This is a genomic window from Olsenella uli (assembly GCF_016899935.1).
GTDB lineage: Bacteria > Actinomycetota > Coriobacteriia > Coriobacteriales > Atopobiaceae > Thermophilibacter > Thermophilibacter uli_B.
On the sequence record NZ_JACJJK010000008.1, the window covers coordinates 43,590 to 69,355 of the forward strand.

Annotated in this window: 24 protein-coding genes; 7 read left to right on the top strand and 17 right to left on the bottom strand. The window is 65.1% G+C overall.

The window, feature by feature from the left end:
* Positions 1 to 54: 54 nt before the first annotated feature.
* The 9 genes from H6A07_RS07970 to H6A07_RS08010 form a co-directional block, all read right to left on the bottom strand.
* Positions 55 to 639: a YceD family protein gene (locus H6A07_RS07970; protein ID WP_204814397.1), complete on the bottom strand. Its 585-nt coding sequence runs from the start codon at positions 637 to 639 to the stop codon at positions 55 to 57.
* 8 nt (positions 640 to 647) lie between these two features.
* Positions 648 to 1,145 carry an ATPase gene (locus H6A07_RS07975; protein WP_204814398.1) on the bottom strand — a complete coding sequence of 166 codons (498 nt, stop codon included), beginning with the start codon at positions 1,143 to 1,145 and terminating at the stop codon, positions 648 to 650.
* A 427-nt stretch (positions 1,146 to 1,572) separates the two neighbouring features.
* Positions 1,573 to 2,085: a pantetheine-phosphate adenylyltransferase gene (coaD, locus tag H6A07_RS07980; protein ID WP_204814399.1), complete on the bottom strand. Its 513-nt coding sequence runs from the start codon at positions 2,083 to 2,085 to the stop codon at positions 1,573 to 1,575.
* Positions 2,082 to 2,669: a 16S rRNA (guanine(966)-N(2))-methyltransferase RsmD gene (gene rsmD, locus H6A07_RS07985; protein ID WP_204814400.1), complete on the bottom strand. Its 588-nt coding sequence runs from the start codon at positions 2,667 to 2,669 to the stop codon at positions 2,082 to 2,084. The genes coaD and rsmD overlap by 4 nt, the downstream gene beginning before the upstream one ends.
* Positions 2,666 to 4,825 carry an ATP-dependent DNA helicase RecG gene (gene recG / locus H6A07_RS07990; protein ID WP_204814401.1) on the bottom strand — a complete coding sequence of 720 codons (2,160 nt, stop codon included), beginning with the start codon at positions 4,823 to 4,825 and terminating at the stop codon, positions 2,666 to 2,668. The genes rsmD and recG overlap by 4 nt, the downstream gene beginning before the upstream one ends.
* A 3-nt stretch (positions 4,826 to 4,828) precedes the next feature.
* Positions 4,829 to 6,502, bottom strand: a complete 1,674-nt coding sequence (locus tag H6A07_RS07995; protein ID WP_204814402.1) for a DAK2 domain-containing protein — start codon at positions 6,500 to 6,502, stop codon at positions 4,829 to 4,831.
* Between the two features lie 43 nt (positions 6,503 to 6,545).
* Positions 6,546 to 6,893 carry an Asp23/Gls24 family envelope stress response protein gene (locus tag H6A07_RS08000; RefSeq protein WP_087226713.1) on the bottom strand — a complete coding sequence of 116 codons (348 nt, stop codon included), beginning with the start codon at positions 6,891 to 6,893 and terminating at the stop codon, positions 6,546 to 6,548.
* 138 nt (positions 6,894 to 7,031) lie between these two features.
* Complete coding sequence (rpmB, locus tag H6A07_RS08005) at positions 7,032 to 7,220, bottom strand: 50S ribosomal protein L28 (RefSeq protein WP_075576473.1); 189 nt, start codon at positions 7,218 to 7,220, stop codon at positions 7,032 to 7,034.
* Positions 7,221 to 7,314: 94 nt separating this feature from the next.
* Entirely contained in the window at positions 7,315 to 8,703 is a 1,389-nt protein-coding gene (locus H6A07_RS08010) for a thiamine diphosphokinase (RefSeq protein WP_204814403.1), read from the bottom strand.
* Positions 8,704 to 8,833: 130 nt separating this feature from the next.
* Between H6A07_RS08010 and H6A07_RS08015 the strand changes: the two genes are divergently transcribed.
* Positions 8,834 to 9,064: an FmdB family zinc ribbon protein gene (locus H6A07_RS08015; protein WP_204814404.1), complete on the top strand. Its 231-nt coding sequence runs from the start codon at positions 8,834 to 8,836 to the stop codon at positions 9,062 to 9,064.
* A 236-nt stretch (positions 9,065 to 9,300) separates the two neighbouring features.
* A complete protein-coding gene (locus H6A07_RS08020) occupies positions 9,301 to 10,359 on the top strand; it encodes a hypothetical protein (protein ID WP_204814405.1) in 1,059 nt (352 codons plus the stop codon).
* A 153-nt stretch (positions 10,360 to 10,512) separates the two neighbouring features.
* On the opposite strand, the gene H6A07_RS08025 is transcribed toward H6A07_RS08020, so the two are convergent.
* The 6 genes from H6A07_RS08025 to H6A07_RS08050 form a co-directional block, all read right to left on the bottom strand.
* Complete coding sequence (locus H6A07_RS08025; protein WP_204814406.1) at positions 10,513 to 12,372, bottom strand: ABC transporter ATP-binding protein; 1,860 nt, start codon at positions 12,370 to 12,372, stop codon at positions 10,513 to 10,515.
* Positions 12,365 to 14,152, bottom strand: coding sequence for an ABC transporter ATP-binding protein (locus H6A07_RS08030; protein ID WP_342636578.1), 1,788 nt, complete (start codon positions 14,150 to 14,152; stop codon positions 12,365 to 12,367). The genes H6A07_RS08025 and H6A07_RS08030 overlap by 8 nt, the downstream gene beginning before the upstream one ends.
* Positions 14,149 to 14,619 (bottom strand): MarR family winged helix-turn-helix transcriptional regulator, encoded by a 471-nt coding sequence (locus H6A07_RS08035; RefSeq protein WP_342636579.1) that lies wholly within the window; start codon positions 14,617 to 14,619, stop codon positions 14,149 to 14,151. The genes H6A07_RS08030 and H6A07_RS08035 overlap by 4 nt, the downstream gene beginning before the upstream one ends.
* A gap of 217 nt (positions 14,620 to 14,836) precedes the next feature.
* Positions 14,837 to 15,496, bottom strand: coding sequence for an RloB domain-containing protein (locus tag H6A07_RS08040; RefSeq protein WP_204814408.1), 660 nt, complete (start codon positions 15,494 to 15,496; stop codon positions 14,837 to 14,839).
* Positions 15,477 to 16,724 carry an AAA family ATPase gene (locus H6A07_RS08045; RefSeq protein WP_204814409.1) on the bottom strand — a complete coding sequence of 416 codons (1,248 nt, stop codon included), beginning with the start codon at positions 16,722 to 16,724 and terminating at the stop codon, positions 15,477 to 15,479. The genes H6A07_RS08040 and H6A07_RS08045 overlap by 20 nt, the downstream gene beginning before the upstream one ends.
* Before the next feature lie 302 nt (positions 16,725 to 17,026).
* Complete coding sequence (locus H6A07_RS08050) at positions 17,027 to 17,230, bottom strand: cold-shock protein (RefSeq protein ID WP_075279965.1); 204 nt, start codon at positions 17,228 to 17,230, stop codon at positions 17,027 to 17,029.
* A 313-nt stretch (positions 17,231 to 17,543) separates the two neighbouring features.
* On the opposite strand from H6A07_RS08050, the gene H6A07_RS08055 reads away from it, so the two are divergent.
* From H6A07_RS08055 to H6A07_RS08075, 5 genes are all read left to right on the top strand, one after another.
* The gene (locus tag H6A07_RS08055) at positions 17,544 to 18,890 is read left to right on the top strand and encodes a polysaccharide pyruvyl transferase family protein (protein ID WP_204814410.1); all 1,347 of its coding nucleotides are present in this window, start codon (positions 17,544 to 17,546) and stop codon (positions 18,888 to 18,890) included.
* Between the two features lie 45 nt (positions 18,891 to 18,935).
* A complete protein-coding gene (locus H6A07_RS08060) occupies positions 18,936 to 20,183 on the top strand; it encodes a glycoside hydrolase family 25 protein (RefSeq protein WP_204814411.1) in 1,248 nt (415 codons plus the stop codon).
* A gap of 222 nt (positions 20,184 to 20,405) precedes the next feature.
* The gene (locus H6A07_RS08065; RefSeq protein ID WP_204814412.1) at positions 20,406 to 21,224 is read left to right on the top strand and encodes an S-layer homology domain-containing protein; all 819 of its coding nucleotides are present in this window, start codon (positions 20,406 to 20,408) and stop codon (positions 21,222 to 21,224) included.
* Between the two features lie 157 nt (positions 21,225 to 21,381).
* The gene (locus tag H6A07_RS08070; RefSeq protein ID WP_239471163.1) at positions 21,382 to 22,206 is read left to right on the top strand and encodes an ABC transporter permease; all 825 of its coding nucleotides are present in this window, start codon (positions 21,382 to 21,384) and stop codon (positions 22,204 to 22,206) included.
* Positions 22,207 to 22,218: 12 nt separating this feature from the next.
* Positions 22,219 to 22,971, top strand: coding sequence for an ABC transporter ATP-binding protein (locus H6A07_RS08075; RefSeq protein ID WP_204814414.1), 753 nt, complete (start codon positions 22,219 to 22,221; stop codon positions 22,969 to 22,971).
* On the opposite strand, the gene H6A07_RS08080 is transcribed toward H6A07_RS08075, so the two are convergent.
* A complete protein-coding gene (locus H6A07_RS08080) occupies positions 22,968 to 24,722 on the bottom strand; it encodes a DUF4422 domain-containing protein (protein WP_204814415.1) in 1,755 nt (584 codons plus the stop codon). The two genes, H6A07_RS08075 and H6A07_RS08080, sit on opposite strands and share 4 nt — an antisense overlap.
* Positions 24,715 to 25,731 (bottom strand): hypothetical protein, encoded by a 1,017-nt coding sequence (locus H6A07_RS08085; protein WP_204814416.1) that lies wholly within the window; start codon positions 25,729 to 25,731, stop codon positions 24,715 to 24,717. Before H6A07_RS08085 ends, H6A07_RS08080 begins: the two co-directional genes overlap by 8 nt.
* Positions 25,732 to 25,766 lie beyond the last annotated feature (35 nt).

Sequence of the window (25,766 nt, forward strand, 5' to 3'; positions counted from 1 at the left end):
GCAAGGAGACACTATAGCACGAGTCCAGAAAAAGGGCACGTGCTCAGCAATTCTTCACTCTGCGGGCGTCCCGTCGTCCTCAGCGCCGGATAGGTCGAGCCCCGCCAGCGCCGAGAAGGGCGACGACTCGAGGCGCTCGGCCTCGCGCCGGGCCTCGAGCTCGGCGACGTGACCGCAGTCCCCCTCGTTGAGGTTGGCGCCGCAAACCGGGCAGAGGCCGGCGCAGTCCTCGCGGCACAGCACGACGAACGGCGTGTCCATCACGAGCGCCGAGAGCAGCGCCCCGGAGAGGTCGATCGTGTTGTCGGGCGCGACGAGCTCGAAGTCCGCCTCGTCCTCGTCGTCGGAGAGGCGCTCGGGCTCCTCGAAGAGGTAGTAGCCGTCGACCTCGGCCGCCACGTCGAACTCGGCCGGTTCGAGGCAGCGGTCGCACGTCCCGACCACGTGCGCCCGGACGAGCCCCGTGGCGAGGATGCCCTCCCCGGCGTTGGTGAGCACGAGGTCGTAGTCGAGCCCGCCCGGCAGGGAGAACTCGTGGTCGCCCAGCTCGTAGCCGGCGACGTCGAGGTGGCCGGCGAGCGGGAGCGTATCCCCCGCGCCCGAGAGCCGGTCGTCGATGACAAAGGGAAGCGGCTGCATGATCGCGGCTACCAGGGCACGTTGTTGGTGGTGTTGCGCGGGCCGGAGTTCTCGTCGAGCGTCTGGCGCACGCGCGTGACGGAGCTCGTGAGGCTCTTGAGGTTCTCCTCGAGGTGGGCGAGCACCGTGTCGGCGTACTCCTCCGCGTTGTAGCGGGTGTCGCGCTCGTACTGGGCGGCCTGGTCGCGGATGCCGTCGGCCTGCTGCTGCGCGAGGCGCACGACCTCCTGGTCGCCCGCGAGAATCATCGCCTGCTGCTGGGCGTCGGCGATGATGGAGTTGGCCTGCTGCTGCGCGCGGTCGAGCATCTCCTGCTCCTCCTTGAGGATGCGACGCGCGTCGGAGAACTCCTGCGGGAAGACCCGGCGAATCTCGTCCAGAATCTCGTAGACGTCCTGGGCGTCCACGATCTTCTTCTGGCCGTTGTCCATGAGGGGGGACTTTGCCTCGTTCACGATCTGCTCGAGCTCGTCCACCAAGCTCTCGATTTCCTCACCTGGCTGCATCTATGGTTCCTTTCGCGTGACTCATCGGCGCTGGGCGCAGAGGCTCCATCAAAGGCCATAGTAGCAGATTGGAGGCGCGGTGAGAAAGCTGCGGCCGCGCGCATCCGCAGGTTGTGGCGGTTTCGCGGGGACGGCGCGGCACGCGGGTCCGGGAAACGCCGGGCTTGTACCGGGGGCTTCCGGGAATCGGGGTTCTTGTCGCGCGGCGTTCCAGAAAAGCCCGGGCGTGCGCAGGGTCGCGGCCCTCTGGCCGCGCACGGGCGACGATTTCTAGAGTCTGGCGCGACAAGGGCGGCGATTCCCGGAACCCGCTGCGACAAGGGCGGCAATTCCCGGAGTCCGTCGCGACAAGGGCGGCATTTATCGGAACCCACTGCGACAAGGGCGGGGATTCCGGGAACCGCCGGGCGAGAAGAACGCCGCGCCGCTACCGCCCGTAGCGCTCGAGCAGGCGCGCGTTCACGTTGGCCGGCACGAGCGTGCTCACGTCCGAGCCCATTGACGCGATCTCGCGCACGATTGACGACGAGACGTAGCCGTACTGCGGGCTCGACATGACAAAGACGCTCTCCAGGTCCGGCGAGAGGTGGCTGTTGAGGTCGGCCTGCTGGAGCTCGTACTCGAAGTCCGTCATCGCGCGCAGGCCCTTGACCACGCCCCCGGCGCCGAGCCCCTTGACGAACTCGACGAGCAGCCCGGTGAAGGGCGCGACCTCGATGTCGGTCGGCAGCCCCTCGCAGACGAGCGCCTCGCGGATCATCTCCACGCGCTCGTCGAGCGAGAACGTGGTGCCGCGCCCGTGCTTGTTAACGGAGGCCGCCACGGCAACCGTGACCTGCGGGAACAGGCGCCGCGTGCGGCGGATGACGTCGATATGGCCGAGCGTCACCGGGTCGAAGGTGCCCGGGACGACGACGTGGCTGATGGTCTCGCTGCTCATTTCTCGTCCTCCCCCATGCGTGCGACCAGGAGGTCGACCGTCGTTATGCCGTGCGTCCGCGAACGCGCGGGCCCCAGGGCGGGGCAGTCGAGTCCGGGCGCGTCGGCGGCGTGCTCGTAGACTACCACGGCGCCGGGCGCGAGCTGGCCCGAGGAGGCGAGCTCGTCCACGAGCGCGGTGACCCGCCCCGCGTCCACCGCGTAGGGAGGGTCGAGAAACACGACGTCGAAGGGCGCGCCCGCCAGACCGCGCGCGGCGAGCGCGAACACGTCGCCGGCAAGCGCGCGCACCTCGTTGCGGCCGGCCCCGAGCGCCTCCGCGCTGCGCCGGATCCGCGCGGCGGCGCGGCGGTCGCGGTCCACGAACGTCGCCCGGGCGGCGCCGCGCGACAGCAGCTCGAGCCCCATCGCGCCCGAGCCGGCGAACGCGTCCAGCACCGAGCAGCCCGCGAGGTCGAGCCCGCGCGCCGAGAGGATCTGCGACGCGATGCTCTCCCGCATGCGGTCCGTCGTGGGCCGCGTGGTCCCGCGTCCCTCGGGCGCCTCGATCCGGCGGCCGCGCCACTTCCCCCCGACGATCCTCATGCTCGCTCCAGCTCCTCGAAGTAGGCCCCGTACCTGTCGCGCACCTCGAGCGCCATCGCGCGGTGCGCGGGCGTGGCGAGGCGCGGGTCGGCGTCGGCGATCTCGCGGGCGTCGGCGTGCGCCCACTCCACGAGGTCGCGGTCGGCGTCGAGGTCCGAGACCTCGAGCGACACGCCGCCGCTCTGACGATACCCCAGAACCTCGCCCTCGTGGCGCAGGCGCAGGTCGAGCTCCGCGAGCTCGAAGCCGTCCGAGGTGGCCTCGAGCGCGGCCAGGCGCTCGCGGGCGCGGCTGTCGCGCTTGGCGGCGCAGCTGAGAAACACCGCACCCGCCACGTCACCGCGGCCGACGCGACCGCGCAGCTGGTGCAGGGTCGCCAGGCCAAAGCGGTCCGCGTCGAGCACCACCATCACCGTGGCGTTGGGGACGTCCACGCCCACCTCCACGACCGTGGTGGTCACGAGCACCTGCGTCGCGCGCTCGCGGAAGCGCTCCATGGCGAGGTCCTTCTCGGCCGCCGGCATACGACCATGGAGCAGGTCGCAGGCGATGCCCGGCAGGACCTGGGTCCGCAGCTCCTCCAGGGTGGGGACCGCCGCGCGCGGGCGCGAGGCGGCGGCGCGCAGCCCCTCCGGGACGTCGTCGAGGGACGAGCCGTCGTCGGCGTCGTCCACAAGCGGGCAGACCACGTAGGCCTGGTGCCCGGCGGCCACGGCGTCACGGACGGCGCCCCACGCGAGGTCGAGGTTGGCGGGAGAGATCACGCGCGTCGTAACGCCCGCCCCGGCGCGCGGGCGCCGGCGGATCCGCGAGAGGTCCACGTCGCCGTAGAGCGAGAGCGCGAGCGTGCGCGGGATCGGCGTGGCCGTCATGGCCAGCAGGTCCGCGCCCGCCCCCTTGCGCCGAAGCGCCGCGCGCTCCCCCACGCCGAAGCGGTGCTGCTCGTCGATCACCACGAGCGAGAGCGTCGAGAACTCGAGCGCGTCGGAGAGCAGGGCCGTCGTGCCAAAGACCACCGTCAGCTCGCCGGCGGCGGCCGCGCGCTCGGTCAGCGAGCGCTCTGCGGCGGGCGTGGCCCCCGTGACGAGGGCCCAGCTCACGTGCGCGGCGTCGAGCACGGGGCCGAGCTTCTCCGCGTACTGGCGCGCGAGCACCGAGGTCGGCGCCATGACGGCGGCCTGGGTCCCGGTGTCGGCGCAGGCGGCGAGCGCCACGGCGGCCACGGCGGTCTTGCCGGTGCCCACGTCACCCAGAAGCAGGCGGTTCATGACGCGCGGGGTGGCCATGTCCGCGAGGATCTCCCGCACGGCGGCGTCCTGCTCATCGGTGAGCGAGAAGGGCAGCGCGGCGAGAAGCGCCTCGACGTGGGGGCCGTCGGTCACGTGCGCCGTCGGCTCCACGCCGGCGAGCTCGATCTGGCGGCGCGTAAGAAGGGCGAGCTGCAGGCAGAGCAGCTCGTTGTAGGCGAGCCGCCGACGGGCGAGGTTCCCCTGGGCCACGGAGGGCGGGAAGTGCACGTCACGCAGGGCCCGGCCGAGCGTCATGAGGCCGCGGCGGGCGGCGAGCGGGGCGGGCAGCCAGTCACAGACGTCGCCCGCGTCGGCGAGCGCCGCCGCCACAATCCGGCGCATCCAGCTCGCCGAGAGGCCCTCGGTCACGGGGTGGACCGGCAGCACGCGCGCGTAGTCGCCGGAGCCGCCGCCGGTGACGACCTCGTAGAACGGGCCCTTCATCTGCTTGAAGCCGTAGCCGAAGGTGACCTTGCCCGAGAGCGCGACCACGTCGCCCTCTCTCACCTGCTCGGCGACCCACGGCTGACGGAAGAACGTGGCCACGAGCACGCCCGTCTCGTCCATCACCGAGAGCTCCACGATCTGCAGGCGCGGCCTCGGGCGCTTGGTCTGCACGCGGTCCACCCGGGCCACGACGGTGGCGTCGGTGCCCACGTCGGCGCGGGCGATCTTCTCGACGCGCGTGAAGTCCAGGTAGCGATGGGGCACGTGGAGCAGCAGATCGCGCACGCGGCGGATGCCGAGGCGCGCGAGGGCCTCCGCGCGGGCGCCCTTGACGTAGCGCAGGCGCTCCACAGAGTCAGAGAGGGCGCAGGTTCGCTGCACCCTCTCCGCTGCGGTCGCTATGGCGGGGCGCTCCCCCACTGCCTACTCGATCGAGAAGATCACGGGGTAGAGGGGCTGCTCGCCGCGGTGCGGGTCGACCTCCAGGTCCGGCTGGGCCTCCTCGATGCGGGCGACGAGCGCCTCGAAGGCCTCGTCGTCCATGTCCTGGCCGGCGAGGATGGTGAGCGAGTCGCCCTCCTCCTCGTCCTGCATCTTGTTGATGAGCTCGAGCGTGACCTCGGCCACGTCGGAGCCCACGACGTCGATCGAGTCGTCCTGGATGCCCATGACGTCGCCGGCGTGGATGGGGCTGCCGTCGGCGGCCTGGGAGTCGCGCACGGCGGTCGTGACCTCGCCGCCGCGGACGTCCTGGATGGCCTCGGTCATGGCCGCCACGTTGTCCTCGAGCGTGGCCTCCGGGTCCACGGCGAACATGGCCGAGAAGCCCTGCGGCACGGTCTTGGTGGGGACCACGGCCACGTGCGCGTCCTCGCAGGCCGAGGCCGCAGCCTCGGCGGCCATGCGGATGTTGCCGTTGCCCGGCAGCACGATGACGCTCTCGGCGTTGGCCTCCTCGATGGCGGCGAGGATGTCGGCCGTGGAGGGGTTCATGGTCTGGCCGCCGGAGACGACCACGTCCACGCCCAGCGAGCGCAGGATCTCCTCCTCGCCCGAGCCGGCCGCCACGGCGACGAAGCCGAGCTTCTTGCGCGGCCCGGCGTTCTTCTCGCCCGCCGCCTCGGCCTGGTCGGCCGCGATCTTGGCGGTGCGGTCGTGGGACTCCATGTCCATGTTGTGGATGAAGACCTCGTAGACCTGACCGAACTGGAGCATGTACTCGAGCACGCGGTTGGGCTCGTTGGAGTGCACGTGGACCTTGAAGTCGGGGTAGGCGCCCACGATAAGCTCGCAGTCGCCGAGCGTGGCGAGGTAGGCGAGGGACTTGTCAACGTCGAAGGGCTTCTCGGCCTTGAAGAGGAACTCGTTGCAGTAGCGGAACTCCGAGCCCTCCCAGTCGTCGTTGAGCTCGATCTGGACCTTGGCGGAGACGTCGGCCTTGGCGTCGACGGTGGTCTTGAAGTCGGTGAGCTCGCCGGCCTTGCCGGTGGCGGCGTTGACGAAGGCCTCCATGAAGACCGCGAAGCCAAAGGCACCGGAGTCCACGACGCCGTTCTCCTTGAGGACGGGCAGGAGCTCCGGCGTGCGCGCCACGGACTCGTAGGCCTCGACGACGAGGGCATCGAGCATGTCGCGCGTGGCGAGGTCGCGGTTCTTCTCGAGCTGGTCCGCCTTGGCGGAGACGTCACGCAGGACGGTGAGAATCGTGCCCTCGACCGGCTTGCGCACGGCCTTGAAGGCGACCTTCACGCCGCGACGGAAGGCGTGGGCTACGTCGCCCGGCGTGGCGTGCTCGGGGTTCTTGGCGTCGCAGAGGCCCTCGGCGATGCCGCGCAAGATCTGGCTCGTGATGACGCCGGAGTTGCCGCGCGCGCCCATGAGCGAGCCGTGCGTGATGGCCTTGGAGACGTCCTCCATCGAGGCGTCGGCCGGCAGCGCCTCCACCTCGCGGACGACCGTGCCCAGCGTGAGCGACATGTTGGTGCCGGTGTCGCCGTCGGGGACGGGGAAGACGTTGAGCTTGTTGATCTCCTCGGCGCGGTCGGCCACGACCTTGGCGGCGACGGGGAAGCACGTGCGGACGACAGACGAAATCATCTTCGAGGACCTTTTCTCTTTCGGGCCTACGGTGCGGGAGGTGCTAGCGCGCGTTGCGCAGGCCCTCGATGTGGACCCTCACGTCCACGTTCTCGAGCTCGGCGATCTGCTTGAGCAGGAACTTGACGGAGCTCGTGAGGTTGCCGACGACGGAGGACATGTTGACCCCTTGCTCCACGATTACGTGGAGGTCCACCGTGACGCGGCCCGCGGAGGCGGCGACGTCGATGCCCTTGCGCAGGCGGAAGGACGGCAGGAGGCGCGCGACGCCGGCCTGCTCGTCGATCTCGGCCATGCCCACGACGCCGTAGCACTCGAGCGCGGCGTAGCCGGCGAGGTCGGCGATGCAGTCGTTGGAGACCCTGAGCGTACCCGGAACAACACCTGACATGCGAACTCCTCTCGAGTAGGGAGAGCTGTCTCAATGTGACGATTATAGCGCAGGCGGGCCGGCGTGAACGTGCGCTCGCGGCGGCATAGAAAAAGGGGCCGTCCGAGGACGGCCCCTGCACGTGCGGTGTCGCGCCGGCTAGCTGCGGGCGATCTTGCCGGACTTGAGGCAGCGGGAGCACACGTTGGCCTTGCGACGGTGACCGTCGACGACCACGGTGACGCGCTGGATGTTGGGCTTGAACGTGCGGTTCACCACGCGGTGGGAGTGGCTGATGGAACGACCGGCGACGGCGTGCTTGCCGCAGAACTCACAGACCTTGGACATGCGTACCTCCTCGGGGGCGCGGCGCTCTTCTCGCGCCCGCTTTTACACAGCTCGCCAACTATAGCACACGCTCGCGCGACCGCAACGCAAAACCTCAAGCATTTGTGGCGTTTGTGTCGGCGCGCGCAAGGTGTTGGGGGACGTCGTGCAGCAGGAACGCCGCGACGGCGCCGGAGCGGCAGGTGACGCTCGCGTCCGGGGCGGTAACGACGTTGGAGACGCCCAGGTCGCCGAGAAGCTCCATCGGCTTATCGGTGAGCTCCCAGCGCATGCCGCGCTCGTCGATGCGCGTGTCCGGCGCGACGGCAATGGCCGAGAACGTGCGGTCGACCGCGTCCGGCCCGAGCTCCCAGCGTCGCTCCCCCGCCGCCGAGACGATCCGCATCTCGAAGCCGTCCTCGACGAGCCGCGCCGAGGCCGCGCCCGCGCCCGCGAGCTGGCCCACCACGGCGAGCGCGTGGTCGGGACGGCCGCCGGCGGCGCAGGTGAGCGTGAGGGCGAGCGGGGCCTCCCGGCGGGCCGCCTCGTGGCGGGCACAGTCGAGCGCGAGCGCGAGGTCCGTGGCGTACTTCTCGGAAGGGAAGCTCACCGTCGCGCGGGCCGCGGCCCGGGCCCAGGCCGCCCCCTCGCCGGAGGCCGAGTCGCCGTCGCCGCAGAAGAGGTCGGGGGCCACGCCGGCCGCGCGGCACGCGTCCGCGCCGCCGTCGGCCACGACCACGTAGTCCGCCTCGTCGGCCAGGCGGGCGAGAAGCGCCGGCGAGCTCGGCTCGGGCGAGCCCGCCACGACGAGCGCGCGCATCGGCGCCCCGTGCTCGGCCGCCGGGCGCTCGTAGTCGCGCAGCAGCGGCACCGAGAGCTCCGCGAAGCCGTGGGCGAAGACGTCGCACCACGGGCGCACGTCCTCCTCGCGCCGGCCGTCGTGGTCGTTCATGAGCCCCACCACGGCAAAGCCGGCCCGGCGCGCCGTCCGCACGCCGAAGGGCGCGTCCTCGAAGACCCACGTGCTCTCGCGCGGCGTGCCCAGCCGGCGTGCCGCCTCCAGGTAGACGTCCGGGAACTCCTTGTCGCGCCCGCCCACGTCCTCGGTGCTCACCACGTCCTGGAAGTAGCCCGTCAGGCCGTGGGTCGCCAGGCAGCTGCGCAGCTCGCGCACGGGCGTGGAGCTCGCCAGGACCATCGGCACGCCGGCAGCGGCGAGCTCGTCCAGAAACTCCCGGGCCCCCGGCATGAGGGTGACCTCGTGCTCGTAGCCGTCGCGCACGTGCGCGCAGATCTCCTCGTAGAGCTCGTCGACGGACGCGCGCACGCCGTACTCGTCGTGCAGCAGCGCGCACCCGTCACGCAGCGACAGCGCCTCCACGCGATCCTGCGGGACCTCGCTCACCCCGTGACGCTCGCACAGCCAGGCGAAGCACCTCGTCCACATGGCCATCGAGTCGACGAGCGTGCCGTCGCAGTCAAAGATCGCACCCGCTATCTCCATCGCTCTCCCTTCGGCTCCCCTTCGCTCACGAAGCACATCATAGTTCTGAGTTCGGCAATCCCGGATGAAATCGCCACAAGGTTGGGTAAAGTATCAGACGTTTGAACACGCGTCACGTTCGGAGGGTACCATGGCACGCTACGACTATCACTGCCCAGACTGCGGGATCACGTTCGAGGTGGAGCACCCGATGAGCGCCCACCCCACGGTGAGCTGCCCCAGCTGCGGCCGCGAGGCGGAGCGCGTCTTCGACCCGTCCGGCATCGTCTTCAAGGGCTCCGGCTTCTACAACACCGACCAGCGCGGCACGGGCGCGGCACCCAAGAGCGAGAAGTGCGAGTCCTGCGGCGCCTGCGACTAGGCGTTCTTCTCGCCCGCCCCGCGCGCCGGCGCTAAACCGCCCACATAATCGTCCCTTTTCGCCGAGACGGAGCATTTGCAGAAAACGTCGCCGATTTCTAGACGGTTTTCTGCATTTGCTCCGCCTCGGCGATTTATCTATCGAGGCGGAGCAACGTCTCGTAGAGTTTATGCAATTACTTGTTTGGTTGCTTTAAACTTCATATGTGATAATGTCTCATATGAAGGAGGCAACCTATGGGAACGTCTATCAACGATCGCGTGGTCGCGCTGCTGGACGAGGCCCAGCGAGAGGGACGCTGCTGCTCCCCGGACAGCCGCTCCCTGCGCGACGCCATGCGGTACCGCAGCGCCGAGATCGTGGAGCCCGTCCGGGGTCTCTTCCTGTGGCGCGAAGCCTGGGAGCGCCTCGAGCCGCCCGAGAAGACCCTGCACCTGATGCGTGCCCTCGCGCCCCTCCACCCCACGCGGCGCTTCTGCGGCGCGTCGGCGGCCGTTGCCTACGGGCTGCCCGTAACGTGGGACCTGCTCTCCGACGTGCACGTGGCGACCCCCTCGGGCGCAAGCTACCGCTCGTGCCCCGGAATCGTCCGCCACCACATTGCCGACGACACCGTCCAGGTGCATGACGACCTGCCGCTCGTGCCGTTCTGGCGCACGGTGTTTGACTGCCTGGCGTCGTTTGAGTTCCCTGACGCGCTCGCCATAGCGGATGCGGCGCTGCAGACGGGGCATACCACGGCCCGAAGGCTGGCCAGCTTTCTCGGAGAGGAGTATCGGGGCCGTCGCGGCGTCCGCGCGGCGATTCGCGCCGCCGTGCTCGCCGACGCGCGCGCCGAGAGCGGCGGCGAGTCGATCGCCCGGGCCAACATGTACCAGCTCGGCTTTGCGATGCCGGAGCTGCAGGTCTGGATCGAGGACCCCGTGGAGCCCGGGAGGTGGTTCCGCGTGGACTTCCTGTGGCTCACCGAGGACGGGCGCCTGATCATCGGCGAGCTGGACGGGCGCCAGAAGACGAAACGCCCCGAGCTCATGGGCGGCCGCGACGCGCTGCGCGTCATGCAGGACGAACGGCTGCGCGAGTCGCACCTCACGGCGCTCCACCCGGCGATCCTGCGCTTCTCGTACGATGACGCGCGCGACCCGGCGCGGCTGGGCGCGCTGCTTGAGCGCTTCGACGTGCCGCGCGACCCAAACAGCTGGCCGACCGTCGCCCCAGAGGTTGTCACGCGCAGCTCGCGACTCGACTACGCCACGGGCCAGCTGCGCATCGTCCGCGCGAGAGCCCACGTCTGAGGTTCTTCTCGCCCGTCTGCGCAGCTGTGCACCGAGACGGAGCATCTGCGGAAAACATCGCCAATTTCTAGATGGTTTTCTGCAAACGCTCCGTCTCGGCGAAAAGGGCGGGCGAGAAGGGCGACGGGCGAGAAGGACGGCGCAGCGGCGGCGCTACGCGAACTGGCTGCGGTAGAGCTCGGCGTAGGCGCCGCCGGCGGCGAGCAGCTCCTCGTGGGTGCCCTGCTCCACGATCGTGCCCGCCTCCATCACCAGGATCAGGTCCGCGTCCACGATCGTGGAGAGGCGGTGCGCGATCACGAAGCTCGTGCGGTTCTCCATGATGGCCTCCATCGCGCGAACGATGGCCTGCTCGGTGCGGGTGTCCACGCTCGATGTGGCCTCGTCGAGGATGAGGATCGCCGGGTCGGTGAGCATCGCGCGCGCGATGGTGAGCAGCTGGCGCTGGCCCTGGGAGATGTTCTCGGCGTCGTTCACGAGCAGCGTATCGTAGCCGTGCGGCAGCGTGCGCACGAAGAAGTCCACGCGCGCCGCGCGGGCGGACGCCTCCACCTCCTCGCGCGTGGCGCCAGGCTTGCCGTAGGCGATGTTCTCTGCGATGGTGCCCTCGAAGAGCCACGCGTCCTGCAGCACCATGCCAAACTGGCGGCGCAGCTCCGCGCGCGTGAGCTCGCGGGTGTCCACACCGTCGAGCGTGATGCGGCCGCCGTCCACCTCGTAGAAGCGCATGAGCAAATTGATGAGCGTCGTCTTGCCCGCGCCCGTTGCGCCGACGATGGCCACCTTCTGCCCCGGCTCCGCGACGAGCGACACGTCGCGCATGAGCGGGCGGTCGGGCGCGTAGCCAAAGCGCACGTGCTCGAAGGCAACGCGCCCGCGCACCGGCTCCGGCAGCGCCGCCGGCTCGGCCGGGTCCGGCACGACCTCGGCCTCGTCCAGCAGGCGGAACACGCGCTCGGCGGCGGCGAGCGCCCCCTGAAGCATGTTCACCGTGAGCGAGAGCTGCGTGAAGGGCTCGGAGGCCTGCATCACGTACTGGAAGAACGCCTGGAAGACGCCCACGGAGATCTGTCCCATGACGAGCATCCCGCCGGCGAGAAGCCCCACGGTCACCTGGCAGAGGCGCATGAGGAAGCGGATGGCGGGCGCGATCGCGTTGGTCACGAAGTCGGCGGTGCCGGACGTCTGCGCGAGGCGCTCGGCGGCCGCGCGGACGTCGGTGAGGCTCGCCTCCTCGCGTCCGAACGCCTTGATCACGGCGCGGCCCGAGTAGGCCTCCTCGACGCGCCCGGTGAGCTCGCCGAGCGCGGCCTGGCGCGCGGCGGCGACCCTGAGCGTGGCACCGGTCACGACCTTGGTGACGACGCTCGCCACCAGCGCGAACGTCACGAAGACGCCCGTGAGCATGAGGTTGTAGGTGCTCATCATCACGATCGCGCCGCCGACCATGGTGACGGCGATCAGCAGCTGGAGGAGCCCGCGCTGCAGCACCTCGGAGACCTTGTCGAGGTCGTTGGTCACGCGGCTGATGGTGTCGCCGGGCTGGTGGGCGTCGTAGTAGGCGAGCGGCAGGCGGGCGCACTTCTCGCCGATGCGACGGCGCAGGCCCAGGTTCAGCCGCTCCGCAAAGCTCGCCATGACGAGCACCTGCACGGTGTAGAAGAGCCACGCGGCCGTCCAGATGCCGAGAAACGCGAGGATCTCCTCGCCGCCGTTGCCGATGGCGGCCACGAAGCTCTCCCCTTCCGCGAAGGCGGCCTGGATGTTGGCCCAGAGCAGGTCGATCAGGTGGGCGCTGTAGGCGGTGGCGCCGAGCGAGCCGGCGACGTAGAGCACCGAGCAGAGCGCCGCCACGACGAGGCGCCAGCGCTGCCCGCGCGCGGCGTCCCAGAGGCGCCGGGCGGTGCCGAGGGCGTCGGTCGGGACCTCGAGCTCCTCCTCGGGCGGCAGGGCGGCCTCCCCGCGCTCGAGCTCGGCGGCCTGGTCGAGCTCCTGGTTCTTCTCGCTACTCATGGGCGGCGCCCCCTCTCGTCTGCGAGTCCGCGATCTCCCGGTAGGTGGGGCAGCTCCGCATGAGCTCGTCGTGGCGCCCCAGGCCCACGACCTCGCCGTCCTTCAGAACCACGATCTGGTCCGCGTCGTGAATCGTGCTCACGCGCTGGGCGATGATGAGCGTCGCCGCGCCCGTGAGCTCGCCGGCGAGCGCGTGGCGCAGCGCCGCGTCGGTCTTGTAGTCGAGCGCGGAGAACGAGTCGTCAAAGACGTAGAGGTCCGCCTCGCGCACGAGGGCGCGGGCGATGGCCAGGCGCTGGCGCTGCCCGCCCGAGAAGTTGGTGCCGCCCTGGGCCACGCGCGTGCCGAGCGCGTCGGGCAGCTCGCGCACGAAGCCGCCCTGGGCCACGTCGAGCGCGTGCCAGAGGCGCTCGTCGGGGGCGGCGGCGTCACCGTGGCGCAGGTTCTCGGCGATGGTGCCCGAGAAGAGCCACGCCTTCTGCGGCACGTACGCGATGCGGCGGCGCAGGTCGGCCTGAGTGAGCCGGCGCACGTCCACGCCGCCGAAGCTCAGACTACCGCCCGTGGCGTCGTTGAAGCGCAGGAGCATCCGCGCGATCGTGGACTTGCCGGAGCCCGTGTTGCCGATGATCGCGGTGACCTCGCCACGACGCAGGGAGAACGTGAGGTCGTGCAGGGTTTCCTCGTCGGCGTCGGGGAAGCGCATGCTCACGTGGTCAAAGCGCGCGACCTCGGCGTTCTTCTCGCCCGAGGCGAGCGAGCGCGGCGCGGGGTCGTCGGCGATCTCCGGGTCCACGCCCAGCACCTCGGCGGCGCGTGTGAGGCAGGCCAGCGCGCGCGGCACCTGCAGGATCGCGAACTGCGCCATCATGAGGAACATCATGATGAGCATCGCGTACTCCACCAGCGCCGAGATCGATCCGATCTGCATGGCGTGGGCACCCACGCGGTCCGCGCCGACCCACATGATCGCGGCCTCGACGGCGTTCATCAGGAAGAACGTGACGGAGTCGGTGAGCGCAAAGACCACGTTCACGCGGATGGCGTTGGTGGCGAAGTCGGCGAACGTCTCGTCCAGCCGGCCGCGCTCGTGGGCCTCCTTGCCAAAGGCGCGAATCACGCGCACGCCAGTGATCGACTCGCGCAGGCGCGTGTTCATGTTGTCGATGAAGCCCTGCAGGCGCGTGAAGATGGGCGCGGACTTGGCCACGGCCGCCACGCAGATCGCGACGACCGCGAGCGTGACGGCAAGCAGGACCCAGCCCATCACCACGTCCGTGGAGAAGGCCAACGCCACCGCGATCACGCAGGCGATGGGCACCGGGAAGATCATGAGGATCGACATGAGGAGCGTCTGCTGGACCACGTTGGCGTCCGAGAGGGTGCGCGTGATCATGGAGCCCGTGCCGAAGGCGTTGAAGTCCGACGCCGAGAAGGCAAGCGACGCCTCGTAGACGCGCGTGCGCAGGTCGCGGCCGATCTTGGCGCATAGGCGCGAGGTGAGGTAGACCGTCGTGAGGTAGCCGCCGGAGCCCACGAACGCAGCGATCAGCATGGCGACGCCGTGACCCATGAGGGCGCTCATGTCACGAGTGTTCACGGCCACGTTGACCATGGCCGAGAGCTGCGTGGGGATGAAGAGCATGCCGGTCATGTCGCAGAGAGCCGCCACGAGGATGGCGAGGAGCGTTCCCTTGTACGGGGCCATGAGGCGCAGGAGCAGGCGCGCGGCGGTGCGCTTGCTGTAGTCGCGGCGGGGCGCAGCGTTCTTCTCGGTCACTGTTGCCCCCTCCCTTCTCTCAGACCCGCGAGCTCGGCGTCGATGGCGCTCGCGTAGGCACGCACGAGGCGAAGCAGCTCGGCGCGCTCGGCGGGGGCGAGGCTCGTGAAGGCGCGGTCCTCGGCCGCGATGGCGGGGCGCACGCGCTCGTCGGCGAAGGCACGGCCGGCGGGCGTGAGCGAGACGAGCTTGGTGCGACGGTCGTTCTCGGCCGGGACGAGTTCCACCAGGCCGCGCGCCGCGAGCGTCTTGAGCGCGGAGTTGACCGTCTGCTTGGAGTACGAGAAGTCGCCGGCAATCTGGCGCTGCGTGACGCTGCCGCCCGAGGCCTCGAGCGCGTAGATGATCCAGTACGCGGTCTCGGAGAGGCCGCAGCCGCGCGCGAGCTCGTAGTAGAGCTTGTCGCTCTCGCGGTAGAGCACGTCGATCTCACGCGCGCTGGCCGGCCGGTCCTGCGTGTCGGGCACCGCTCCCCCTTCCATGGTCGGCAGGTTCGTGGGCCTGCCACATTAGTCCGATTTCGGATTGTTGTCAAGGGGCGGGCGTGGCGCGCCGGCAGCGCCGTCGACCCTCGCGCGCCGAGACGGAGCATTTGCAGAAAAAGTCGGCGATTCCTAGACGATTTTCCGCAGTTCCTCCGTCTCGATGAAGAAGAGCGTGTCGAGAAGAAACTGCGGCACGGAATCAGTCGCCCAGCGCGCTCTCCAGTTGCTCGACGAGCAAGTCAACCGTTGTGCATGGGTTGCGCCTCGAAGGCGGCTCTTCCGCTTTGTACTGCTCTCGCACTCTCCTGGCAAACCTTTTTGCCATTTCGTGATCACCAAGGTCGCTGAGCACCTCGAAGACGTCCTCGCGGTTCTTCTCAAAGCCGCCGTGCCCCGCCCTCCTGAAGGCGGCGTCGAGGATGTCGACCCAGTCGCCCCTCGACAGCGCCGAGTCATAACGCCCCAGATAGAGACAGAGCCAATACTCAAACGCCTCGTTGCTCCATGCGGCACGGAACCCGTTTCGCTCCGCAGCGGAAACCGCCTCGTCAAAGCTCTCAAAGTCGTCCCGGTCAAACACCACCCAGACGTTGTCGTAGTTCCGGGGAGAACGGTTCACCTTCTTCGCGACCCACTCGACCAACGAGGTGGTGACGCGGCCGGCGCCCACGATCTCCACCTCGTCGGGCACGGTCCCCACGAGCGACCTGACCAGGCCCTCGAAATAGTGAGGCTCGGTCTTCGCCCCCTCGGAGACGATCAGGAAGGTCCCGCACCGAGGTTTCCTCGTCTCGGTAGTCCGCGGCCCCCTCTGCCTGCGACGACTCCTGAACCTCCCGCTATCCTTCACTTCCGTCACCCCCGAGCACAAACTCCCTGAGCCTGGGGATGGCACCGAACATTCCGGAGAGGTAGCCCTTCGTGTAGTTGGTGTCGTTGCGCAGCTTGAAGTCTGCGAGCGAGTAGAGCTCGGATGAGCCGCTCTCGTTCTTGTCCACGAACCACACTTGGTCCCTGCGCAGGTATCGCCTGTCCAGCATGGAGGTGTCGTGCGTGGTGAAGACGATCTGACCCTTGACGCCCTCGCGGTGGAACTGCGTTATGAGCGCACGGACGAGCAGCGGGTGAAGCGCCGCGCTGAGCTCGTCCATGAGCAGGGTGGCGCCGGAGTCGACCGCTGCGCTCAGAAGGTAGAAGAGCACGATTGCCTTCTTGGTTCCCTCGGATTCGATCGAGATCGGAACGCGATAGCTCCGGCCGTCGGCACCGCGATGGTGCGTGAACACGAGCACGCTGTCGCCGTTTCTCTCCACGGAGACGTCCTCGATGCAGACGTCGATCGCCCTGAGGAACTCGAGAAGACGAGCGTGCTTGTCCTCGTTCGCATATTCGAGGGCAACGTCCTCAAGGAAATCGTCCACGACCTCGGAAGAGATGCTGGTGAAGGCAAACGTCCTCGAGACGCAGCGCTTGGCGACCTTGAAATACGGGGTCTTGAGGGCAATGCCGCTCATGAACGAGAGCACCAGCGTTTCCTCGGAGATGTTCTCCGCATACCGATCGCACTCGGAGCGAATGGAAGAGCCGAACTCGATGTCCTGCCCCTCGCGCTCGAGCAGGACGCTCAGTCGCTTGGTGGACGCCTTCACTAGATAGAGCCACTCGGAGAGCACGCGTTTGCCGTCGGTCGAGAAGCCATATCTGATCTCGCCCTCCCCGACGTCGAACGTTGCTTCAAACTCGGTCTCGTCTTCGTCGTCGGAGGCAAACTTGAAAGGGTTGTAGTGCCGCGCAAGCGCGGACCCGTTTCGGCCGGCGACATGGTCGCCAGGGGCGTTCGCGGCGCGCTCGTCCACCTGGCTGAAGGACTCTGTGACGATGCTCGAGAAGGCCCGATAGGCCTTTATCAGCTGGCTCTTGCCGGAGGCGTTGGCTCCATAGATGGCAACGACCTTCAGAAGCTTCTCGCCCATGGAGGATGCCACCAGGTTGTACTCGTGTTCCTTGTACGCGGGGGCGGCGCGCAGATCGAGCCGAGCCTCTTCGCGATAGGGCCCGTAATTCCTGAACGAGAAGGACGTGAGCATTGGAGTTCCCTTCTCTTGCGTATCTCTAGACAGAATTTTACGGATTATCCGTAAAATTTCCAGCGAAATATGTCAGCTGAACGACGAAATGCATCGAAGGAACAGCGTGCGATCGATGCCACGTCGCGCACCGAGGCGGAGCATCTGCAGAAAAGGTCGGCGATTCCTAGACGTTTTTCTGCACTTCCTCCGTCTCGGTGAAAACGCGGCCAAGAAGAACGTGCAGCCGAGAAGAACCCACATACGCAAAAGGGACCCGGACCGAAGTCCGAGCCCCTCCAAGTCGCCGTGTTCGCTAAAGCCTAGAGCTTGCGGACGTTGGAAGCCTGGAGCTTGCCGTTCTGACCGGTGGTGACGTCAAACTCGACGGCCTGGCCCTCGTCCAGCGTCTTGAAGCCGTCCATCTGAATCTCGGAGTAGTGAACGAACAGGTCGTCCCCATCCTCGCGGGAGATGAAGCCGTAGCCCTTGTCCGGATTGAACCACTTGACAGTACCCTGTGCCATGTCGTGCCTTTCTTTCTCTGCCCCGCAGGGCAAAAGCTGCGCTCTCGCGCGATACCCGTGGCGATTGCCACAAGGGGTATGTTACCCCGAAACGCCTCCCTCAGACGCGACAATCCGCTGGGGGCCGATTCGCCACCGGTGGGGCGAGAAGAACGAGGGTGGGGCTTGCGACCAAGACAGCCATCCTTGTTGTTAGTAGAAATCAAAACATCCTTACGGGCAACAGATTATGGCGTGCGAACTGCGTAGACTCTTTCTGGTGTCAACCAATATACTGATGCCAAGAGACACCTCCCACCCCGAATGGAGCACCATGGGCCTCAAAGACGAAATCCGCCCCCTCTTGCCTCCGACGTCGAGGGCTTTCCTCAATCGGACCGACAGTCTTTCAGAAGCCCTGAATCAGCAGAGCGTCAAAACAGAAAAGATAGAGCACGAACTTCGACAGATTCGTCAGAATCAGACTTCTTTTCTTTCTGTCCTCGGTGACCTACGCTACATCAATCTTGAATACTTTATCAAACTTGCCCAGAGTGCTTCGGATATTCTTGTTGCTGGGTGGTACGGAGCCGAGAATTTCGGGGACGAGCTCATGCTCCAGACGCTTCTGCAGTGCTTTCCCGAGGATTCTCTCGATCGAATCTCCGTATTGCTCTGGGATAACTTCTACTATCCTACCGATCTGCTTGACCCCAGGGTTACCATCCTCCACTACCCAAAATCAACCTGGGATCTCGATCAACTTGTAGATCATTTCTCGACGTTGGTTTGGGGCGGCGGAGCGATCATCGACGACGACCAATATGATAACGATCCAAATAACACGAACACGGGGAACCTCTTCATCCGCTTGTCGAAGAAAATGATTGCCCGGGGCAAGCGCGTGTATTGCCTTGGCCTCAGCACAAATGACTCGATTTCTGATCGCGCCTATCTACGCGAGCTTGGCCCAATCGTCCAAAACAGCATTGCCTTCTCGCTTCGGGATCCATACTCAAAGAAGGTCCTCGAGAGTTCAGGAATCAACGGCGATGCCATCCAAGTATGCGAGGACCTCGCGTTCGCAAACGCACAGCTCGCGAAACTCCCCCTGCACACGGTCCGGCGCAACGATGCTCCGCTCCGAATTGCGCTTGTTCCCTTATCTATCCCGAACCTGCTTGGTCACTACAGAACAGTAATTGAGCTGCTTTTAGGCGCCCTGCCCGAAATCAGCGACAACTATGAGTTCCATCTCATTCCCTTCCTAAATGACCGTGGCGGGCACGATGCTCGATATTGTGCTGAACTCGTCGACGGAATTCCTGACGAGCACTTAGTCGTTGATTCGTATCAAGGGACTCTTGGGGGCCTCCATTTTGAAAAAAATGATTTCCTAATATCCTATAAGTATCATGCAGCTCTCATCTCTTTGATTCAGGGCGTCAATACATTGTGCGTCTGCGCTGAAAATCATCCTCACTATATGAACAAGATGACCCACTTAGTCCAGTTGCTCTCTGATCCGTGTCATCTCGCTTCGCTGAGCGAGTTTGAACGGGATGTTCGCGGAACAGTTCTGACGCTCATCTCCGATCAGCCAGCCCCAAAAACTCATGCACAGTTCTTGGAGAACCAGAGGTCACTCCTCAAGTCCCTGTGCGCCGATATCGTCAAATAAGTTAATCTGGATTACGCCCTATTGCCGATTGTTCCGGAGAGGCCCATGGAGACGCCCAAGCCAACTTTGACACGTAGGGAACTACTTGTTCTCGCGGGATGCGTGGGAGCATCCACGCTAGCGCCAGCCGCCGCCTTCGCCGAGGAAGACTCGGATTCGCATAATGATATTAATACTCCGCCCAACCCAGAGCGCATGCTTACAAGCGTTGAGGAACCGGCAGCTTCCACCTTCTCTGCTGGCCCCAGCTGGAGCACGAGCGAGGTCGACGCCAATCTGAAGGCGTTCCGTGACGGCAATGCAAACACGTATCTTGACCCCGCCTACAAGGTCATAGACGTAAGCGAGCATAACGGGGTCATCGATTGGAACACCGTCAAAGAGTCCGGGGTCGACGGCGCCATCATTCGTCTCGGATTTGGTAGCGACCGGGCTGACTATCAACTCAAGAACAACATTACAGCGTGCAATACGCTTGGCATACCTTATGGCGTCTATCTCTATAGCTATGCATATAATGCAGCCATGGCTGCAGATGAGGCCAACTTTACTGCAGACCTTATTGAGCAGTATGGTTGCACGCCAAAGCTTCCGGTCTTCTACGATCTAGAGAAGTGGGTGTGGACGGGACACGAGCCGCCTTCGGACGTCAAGACCTACGACGCAATCGTCAGACAGTACTGCAGCACTCTGTCTGGACGCGGATACAATAACGTGCGCGTCTACTCATACCGCTCGTACCTCAATGACGTTCTCAAGTCGGATTACATTTGGGAGAGAGCGGCATGGGCCGCTGAGTACGGCTCGGCAACGCTGAAGTTCGAGAACCCCTATTTCGACGGGTGCCTTGCCTGGCAGTACACCAGTACCGGAGCTGTATCTGGAGTCGCGGGTAATGTCGATATCAATGCGTTTCCTCCCTTCTATAAGTTTGCCTTCGGTGACGTAACAGCCAAGACCGAGCATCATGAAGATATCTGGTGGCTTGCGGGGAATGACATCTCCACGGGCTTCCCGGACGGCACCTTCCGAGGCATGAGCGCCGTTGCGCGACAGGACATGGCAGCGTTCCTCTACAGAATCGCCGGCTCTCCCAGCTACACCCCGAGCGCTGAGGACAAGAGGCGCTTCATTGACGTTACGAGCGACACACCCCACTGCAAGGAGGTCTGGTGGCTCGGCCACACGGGCGTCTCCACGGGCTTCCCGGACGGCACCTTCCGAGGCATGAGCGCCGTTGCGCGACAGGACATGGCAGCGTTCCTAAAACGGATCCACGGCCTCATGCAATAAGTTTAGCTATACATCAAATGACAGCGCCCGTTATCGCAAATCTTCAGTGTGATGATGGGCGCTGATTTTGCTCAACAACCCTATTTCGCCCACTCTTCCCAAGCGCGCCTCTCACCCAAATCAGGCGACCGCTAACCTCTCGTTTGACGATGTAACTCCTTTATTAACCTACACTAAGAATCGCAATGCACTTCTTCGTCTCCATTGGGAAGGGGATAAAACATGATAAAAGGAGTTGCCAAGCTCGCAAATCATATTTGTTTGATATTGTGCACGCTCGTCCTCATAAGTGGACTCTGCCCCATAGTTGCACAAGCAGTTGATATGACCAGAACGGTCTACGTTCCGAAAACCGGTTCAAAATATCACTATGTATCCGACTGCTCAAACATGACATCACCGCGATCGATGACACTTGAGGAAGCCCTCTCAAAAGGATATGAGCCGTGCTCCAATTGCGTGAACGAGAAGGCCTTCTCTGACATGCGCTCAACCACCCCTCATGTTGACGATGTTTACTGGCTCGCAGAAAACGGAATCACGACGGGTTTTCCGGATGGCACCTTTAGACCGTATAGCAGTGTGGCCCGCTGCGATATGGCCGCATTCCTGAGAAGGCTTGCCGTTCGAATGGGTGTTGACGGAGCTGCCACTTGGACTCCTGCGACAAGTGACTGGGATTCGTTCTCGGATGTCAATAGCACGACTCCTCATGCGGAGGATATTCTCTGGCTCGCTCACACGGGAATTTCCACGGGGTTTTCCGACGGAACCTTCCGCCCCTATGCGACCATAGCTAGATGTGACATGGCGGCATTTCTGCATCGGCTTGCGCTGCTATCTGGTAAGGCGGGAGCAAGCGATTCTTCAAGTAAGGCCAGCTTCTTTGACGTGAGTTCAAGCACTCCTCACGCAGGGGATATTGATTGGCTTGCATCGTCAAAAATCACGACCGGATTCCCAGATAACACGTTCCGTCCCTATGCCAACGTCGCTCGTTGTGATATGGCAGCCTTCCTATATAGGCTCTATAACCTCTAGTTGCCCGAAGAGAGGGATCGCGGCGCCCATTGTCTAGTGCGATGGGCGCCGCACTGTTAGTTATACCGCCTCTGCTCATTCTATGACCCGCTACGGGCTGTGTTAGGATTTCGTAGGTCTTCAGGACGCATAACCTCACTTCATGCCAGGAGGCATTTTGGGCACGGGCATCAAATCGGACAGCATCGCCGCGCACGTTGCGAACAACCTCGCCAAGGACCGGTTCATCCTGGAGCAGCTCGTCTCCAAGGACTTCAAGCTGCGCTATCGTCGCTCGGTCCTTGGCGTCATCTGGAGCGTCCTCAACCCGCTGCTCATGATGATCATCATGAGCTTCGTCTTCTCCTACTTCCTGCGCGGGTCCAACGTGGAGAACTACCCGCTCTACCTCATCGTGGGCAACATCACGTTCTCCCTCATGAACGAGTCGACCAGCTCGGGCCTGCGCTCGATCATCGACGCGGCGCCGCTGCTCAAGAAGGTCAAGGTCGACCGCTGGGTCTTCCCCGTCCAGAAGGTCTTCTCGGCCGCCTTCAACTTCTCCTTCTCGCTGATCGCCGTCGCGATCGTCATGCTGTTCTTCCGGGTGATGCCCACCTGGCACATCCTGTGGATGATTCCGGCACTGGCCCTGCTCATGGTGTTCTGCATGGGCGTCAGCCTGCTCATCGGCGCCCTCGCGGTCTTCTTCCGCGACATGATCCACCTGTGGAGCGTCGTGATCACGGCGTGGACCTACCTCACCCCCATCTTCTGGGACATCTCCCTGCTCACCAACTCCAACGCCCCCTGGTTTGTCATCGCGGTGGTCAAGCTCAACCCGATGTACAACTACCTCGAGATGATGCGCTGCGCGATCGTCTACCAGAGCTCCCCGGAGCCCCTGGTGATCGCCCTCGCTGCCCTCTGGGCGGTACTCGCTCTGATAGCCGGCCTCATTGTGTTCCGCAAGACCGAGCACAAGTTCATCCTCTACATCTAGGCGGTTCTTGACATGGCACCCACCACTGACGACTACGCCATCGAGGTCAACGACGTCACGATGATCTTCAACATCGCGAGCGAGCAGCTCAACAACCTCAAGGAGTACTTCATCAAGCTCATGAGGCACGAGCTATTCTTCAAGGAGTTCCACGCGCTCGACCACGTGAGCTTCAAGGTGCGCCGCGGCGAGGTCGTGGGCCTCGTCGGCACCAACGGCTCGGGCAAGTCCACGATGCTCAAGTGCATCGCCGGCGTGCTCGAGCCCTCAAAGGGAAACGTCACCGTGCATGGCAACATCGCGCCGCTCATCGAGCTCGGCGCCGGCTTTGACCCGGAGCTCACGGCGCGCGAGAACATCTACCTCAACGGCGCGCTTCTCGGCTACAATCGCGCCTTCATCGACGAGCACCTCCAGGAGATCATCGACTTCGCCGAGCTCCAGAACTTCATGGACATGCCCCTCAAGAACTACTCGTCGGGCATGGTCGCGCGCATCGCCTTCGCCATCGCCACGGTGACCGAGCCCGACGTCCTCATCGTCGACGAGACGCTCTCGGTGGGCGACGTCTTCTTCCAGGAGAAGTGCGAGAGACGCATCCAACACTTCATCGAGTCGGGCAACGTCACAGTACTGTTTGTCTCGCACTCCATGGACCAGGTGGAACGCATCTGCCAGCGCGCCATCTGGATCGAGAAGGGCGTCCAGCGCATGGACGGCCCCGTCGAGGAGGTCTGCGCCGCGTACCGCGCCCAGTTTGGCTAGCCTCGGCGCACGAACCCTCGCACGATCGCCTTCACCCTCCCGAGCAGCCGCCTCTGCGGGCTGTGCGGGGGAAAGAGCCTGTCCTTGAGCGACGGCGCCTCGGCCGCCCCCTCACGTTTGGCGAGAAGAACCTCATAGGCCGGAGTCTGTCGCGCAAGCGACCAGAAGGCCTCCGCATGGGGGGCATCAGGGTGCTCGACGAGATCGGGCACCGGACGGACCAGGTCGGACTCAATCTCCATCGCACCCAGGCGAACGAGAAGGGCACTCTTGGTCGCAAAGGCGTACCTGCGACCCAGAGCCGCGCGCACGGCATCCAGCTCGACGCGCAAGCCGTTAACGCCGGGCAAGCCGTCAGCCCCCTCAAGGTCGACAACGAGCACCGACCTGTCAAGCCCCTGTCGCTTGCCCGCAGCTTTCAGATAGCGTCTGCAGAACACCTTGTCATCCGTCCTGCTGAGCCCGGCCTCGAGGTCGACGTCACGGACCGCAGAGAAAGACGCGTCAGGAGCGTTCTCGACAACGGTCGAGGGGTCGCACTCAAAGAGGACGCAGCCCTCGAGCCACAGCGCTCGCCCAACGGCATCCTCCCTACTTGCGAGCAGAGACGGAAGAAGCAGTGGGAGCAACGCATCCAGCTCCTCAGCGTCAAGGTTGGGCAGGGGGCGCGGACAGTCGAGTGTCTGAGGTGCGCCAAGCCTTACACGAAGATTGCCGGGAGCCTCGCCGATCAACCGCATGAGACACGCTCCATCAAAATCTGCGTCGGCGATAATCGTAAGGTCATAGCTATGAGAGGAATCGAGCCGCTCAAACAGCCCTCTCACCGCCACGGACAGCATCTCGGCGGAGCGCCCGTGAAAGCGCCAAAAGAGCGGCAGGCGGCCGGGTCGGACCTCTAGGGTCACACGCGGGGGCGTCTCCTCGAAGAAGACGAGCGGAGCACGATATACCGGGCAGCCCTCCACATGCTCAAGATGCCCAATGAACGTACTAAAGAGAATCTCGCCGAGGTAGCCGCAGATGCGCCTGCGGTTGCCCGTCAGTCCCTCGTACGAGAAGTTCCTGTCAAACTCCTCGAGAATCGGGAACTCAAACTCACAGAGACGCTCGAAGAGCTCGCGTCTCATGACGAAGCAATTGTAGCCGAGGTAGCGGCTGCCGCTGAGATAGCGGACAAGCTCATCGACATAGTCCGGTTTGAGCTCCCAGCAGATCCTGACGAGCTCATCGAGATCGGTATCCGTCATGAGGTCGTAGCCGACCATGTGCGAGCGCACCGTCCGCTTGACCCCCTCGGGGGTCGGAACCCCCAGCACGCTCCACTCGGGCGCGCATATCACGTCGTGGCTCTCCAGTGCCGCCCTGATGGCCCGGGCATCGTCGATGTGGTAACGCTCGACGGCGCTCGGGCAGAGGCAGGGGTCCTCAATCTGCGCGTGATCGTTCGCGTGATGCCGCTTCCCGTCAAAGCAGAAATAGCGACGATAGTGGCATAGGCCAACATAGTCTGCGTCGAGGCTCTTCCAGGCCCAGTACTGCGCGGTGAGCTCGCTGTAGGTGAAGTTGCGGTCGGAGATGTTCTCGCCCTCGTTGTCCGGCTGCATCCCCTCCAGCGGGGCCTTCCCCTCCGCCCCAACGTGGACGGGCAGGAAGAGTTCGCTTTTTGGATAGGCGACGCCCTTGTGACAAGAGATGAGAATCTTGATACTGGGCCGCTCGGCGGCAGGCCCTCCGGCCTCGCTAGACATTTGCGGAGGCCTTCAGGGCAAAGCGCTCGGGATGCTCGTCGTGATAGGCGAGCATGGCCTTTGTCTGAGCGCCGCCATAGCCCAGGTGCCCCACCACGCTGCTCTCGCAGACGACGATCGCCCGCCCGGTGAAGCACGCGTAGCGGCAGAGGCACTCCTCGTCGTCGCCCAGGCCGCAGGAGTCGCTCGTAGCCGTGATCGGAAAACGACCAAACTCCTCCCATGCGTCGCGGGTGAAGAGGATGGAGCCCGTGCTAAAGCGAATGGGGCAGACCGAGTACGAGAAGCCCTCCTTGCGGAAGCGCCTCGAGAGCGCGTCGATGTCCCTGAGCTCGGGGCGCGAGTCACCCCAAAGATAGCGGGCCACGCGGGGGTCCTCGATGACCTGGCAGTCGTGGTGGATGCCATCGGTGAACTTCACGTCGGTGAGCCCCGTGGCCCGAAAGTCGTCGAGAAGGCCGAGCTTCTCGAGGATGCGCAGGTGACCGTAGCAGTTCACGTTGATCAGCGGCGAGACGAACGCCGGCTCGTAGAGGCTCTCCGCCTTCACGCACTGGTAGGTGTCAAACAGGGCCTCGAAGAACCCCTCGGTGAGGAACATGTCCTCGTCTACCTTGTAGACCCAACGCGCCTTGCGATGAAGCTCGATCGCGAGGTTCTGCACGAAGGAGATGTGGTTGACGGAGGTCGAGAGATACGACCAGCCCTGTCGGGCGGCGAGGTCTTTGAGCTCATCGTTGACGAGACCGCTCGTCATGATGCAGACGTCAACGTCCTCAGGCACGTAGGCAGCCAGCCGCCCAAACACGTCAGCCCACAACGTGGGCTTGTAGCCGGCCAGAACGATGCAGAGCTTGTCGCTGCCACGGCTCCGATCGACAAAGTCGTAGGAGGAGGCCTCCACCGCCCTGACAGTCTCGTCACCCCGAAGGTCCCTCCTCGCCTGAAAGAAGGCCTTGCCGGTTCTGCTGCTGTTCAAAAGCCTGTAGAGGGCACCCTTCAGGGACATCGAGACTCCTCGTTGCAAATGCAGTGGTCAGTGCC

Coding starts and splice junctions, on each gene's coding strand:
- H6A07_RS07970 (WP_204814397.1), bottom strand. CDS start 639: ATGCAGCCGCTTCCCTTTGTCATCGACGACCGGCTCTCGGGCGCGGGG.
- H6A07_RS07975 (WP_204814398.1), bottom strand. CDS start 1,145: ATGCAGCCAGGTGAGGAAATCGAGAGCTTGGTGGACGAGCTCGAGCAG.
- coaD (WP_204814399.1), bottom strand. CDS start 2,085: ATGAGCAGCGAGACCATCAGCCACGTCGTCGTCCCGGGCACCTTCGAC.
- rsmD (WP_204814400.1), bottom strand. CDS start 2,669: ATGAGGATCGTCGGGGGGAAGTGGCGCGGCCGCCGGATCGAGGCGCCC.
- H6A07_RS07995 (WP_204814402.1), bottom strand. CDS start 6,502: ATGATTTCGTCTGTCGTCCGCACGTGCTTCCCCGTCGCCGCCAAGGTC.
- H6A07_RS08000 (WP_087226713.1), bottom strand. CDS start 6,893: ATGTCAGGTGTTGTTCCGGGTACGCTCAGGGTCTCCAACGACTGCATC.
- rpmB (WP_075576473.1), bottom strand. CDS start 7,220: ATGTCCAAGGTCTGTGAGTTCTGCGGCAAGCACGCCGTCGCCGGTCGT.
- H6A07_RS08010 (WP_204814403.1), bottom strand. CDS start 8,703: ATGGAGATAGCGGGTGCGATCTTTGACTGCGACGGCACGCTCGTCGAC.
- H6A07_RS08015 (WP_204814404.1), top strand. CDS start 8,834: ATGGCACGCTACGACTATCACTGCCCAGACTGCGGGATCACGTTCGAG.
- H6A07_RS08020 (WP_204814405.1), top strand. CDS start 9,301: ATGGGAACGTCTATCAACGATCGCGTGGTCGCGCTGCTGGACGAGGCC.
- H6A07_RS08025 (WP_204814406.1), bottom strand. CDS start 12,372: ATGAGTAGCGAGAAGAACCAGGAGCTCGACCAGGCCGCCGAGCTCGAG.
- H6A07_RS08045 (WP_204814409.1), bottom strand. CDS start 16,724: ATGCTCACGTCCTTCTCGTTCAGGAATTACGGGCCCTATCGCGAAGAG.
- H6A07_RS08050 (WP_075279965.1), bottom strand. CDS start 17,230: ATGGCACAGGGTACTGTCAAGTGGTTCAATCCGGACAAGGGCTACGGC.
- H6A07_RS08055 (WP_204814410.1), top strand. CDS start 17,544: ATGGGCCTCAAAGACGAAATCCGCCCCCTCTTGCCTCCGACGTCGAGG.
- H6A07_RS08060 (WP_204814411.1), top strand. CDS start 18,936: ATGGAGACGCCCAAGCCAACTTTGACACGTAGGGAACTACTTGTTCTC.
- H6A07_RS08065 (WP_204814412.1), top strand. CDS start 20,406: ATGATAAAAGGAGTTGCCAAGCTCGCAAATCATATTTGTTTGATATTG.
- H6A07_RS08075 (WP_204814414.1), top strand. CDS start 22,219: ATGGCACCCACCACTGACGACTACGCCATCGAGGTCAACGACGTCACG.
- H6A07_RS08080 (WP_204814415.1), bottom strand. CDS start 24,722: ATGTCTAGCGAGGCCGGAGGGCCTGCCGCCGAGCGGCCCAGTATCAAG.
- H6A07_RS08085 (WP_204814416.1), bottom strand. CDS start 25,731: ATGTCCCTGAAGGGTGCCCTCTACAGGCTTTTGAACAGCAGCAGAACC.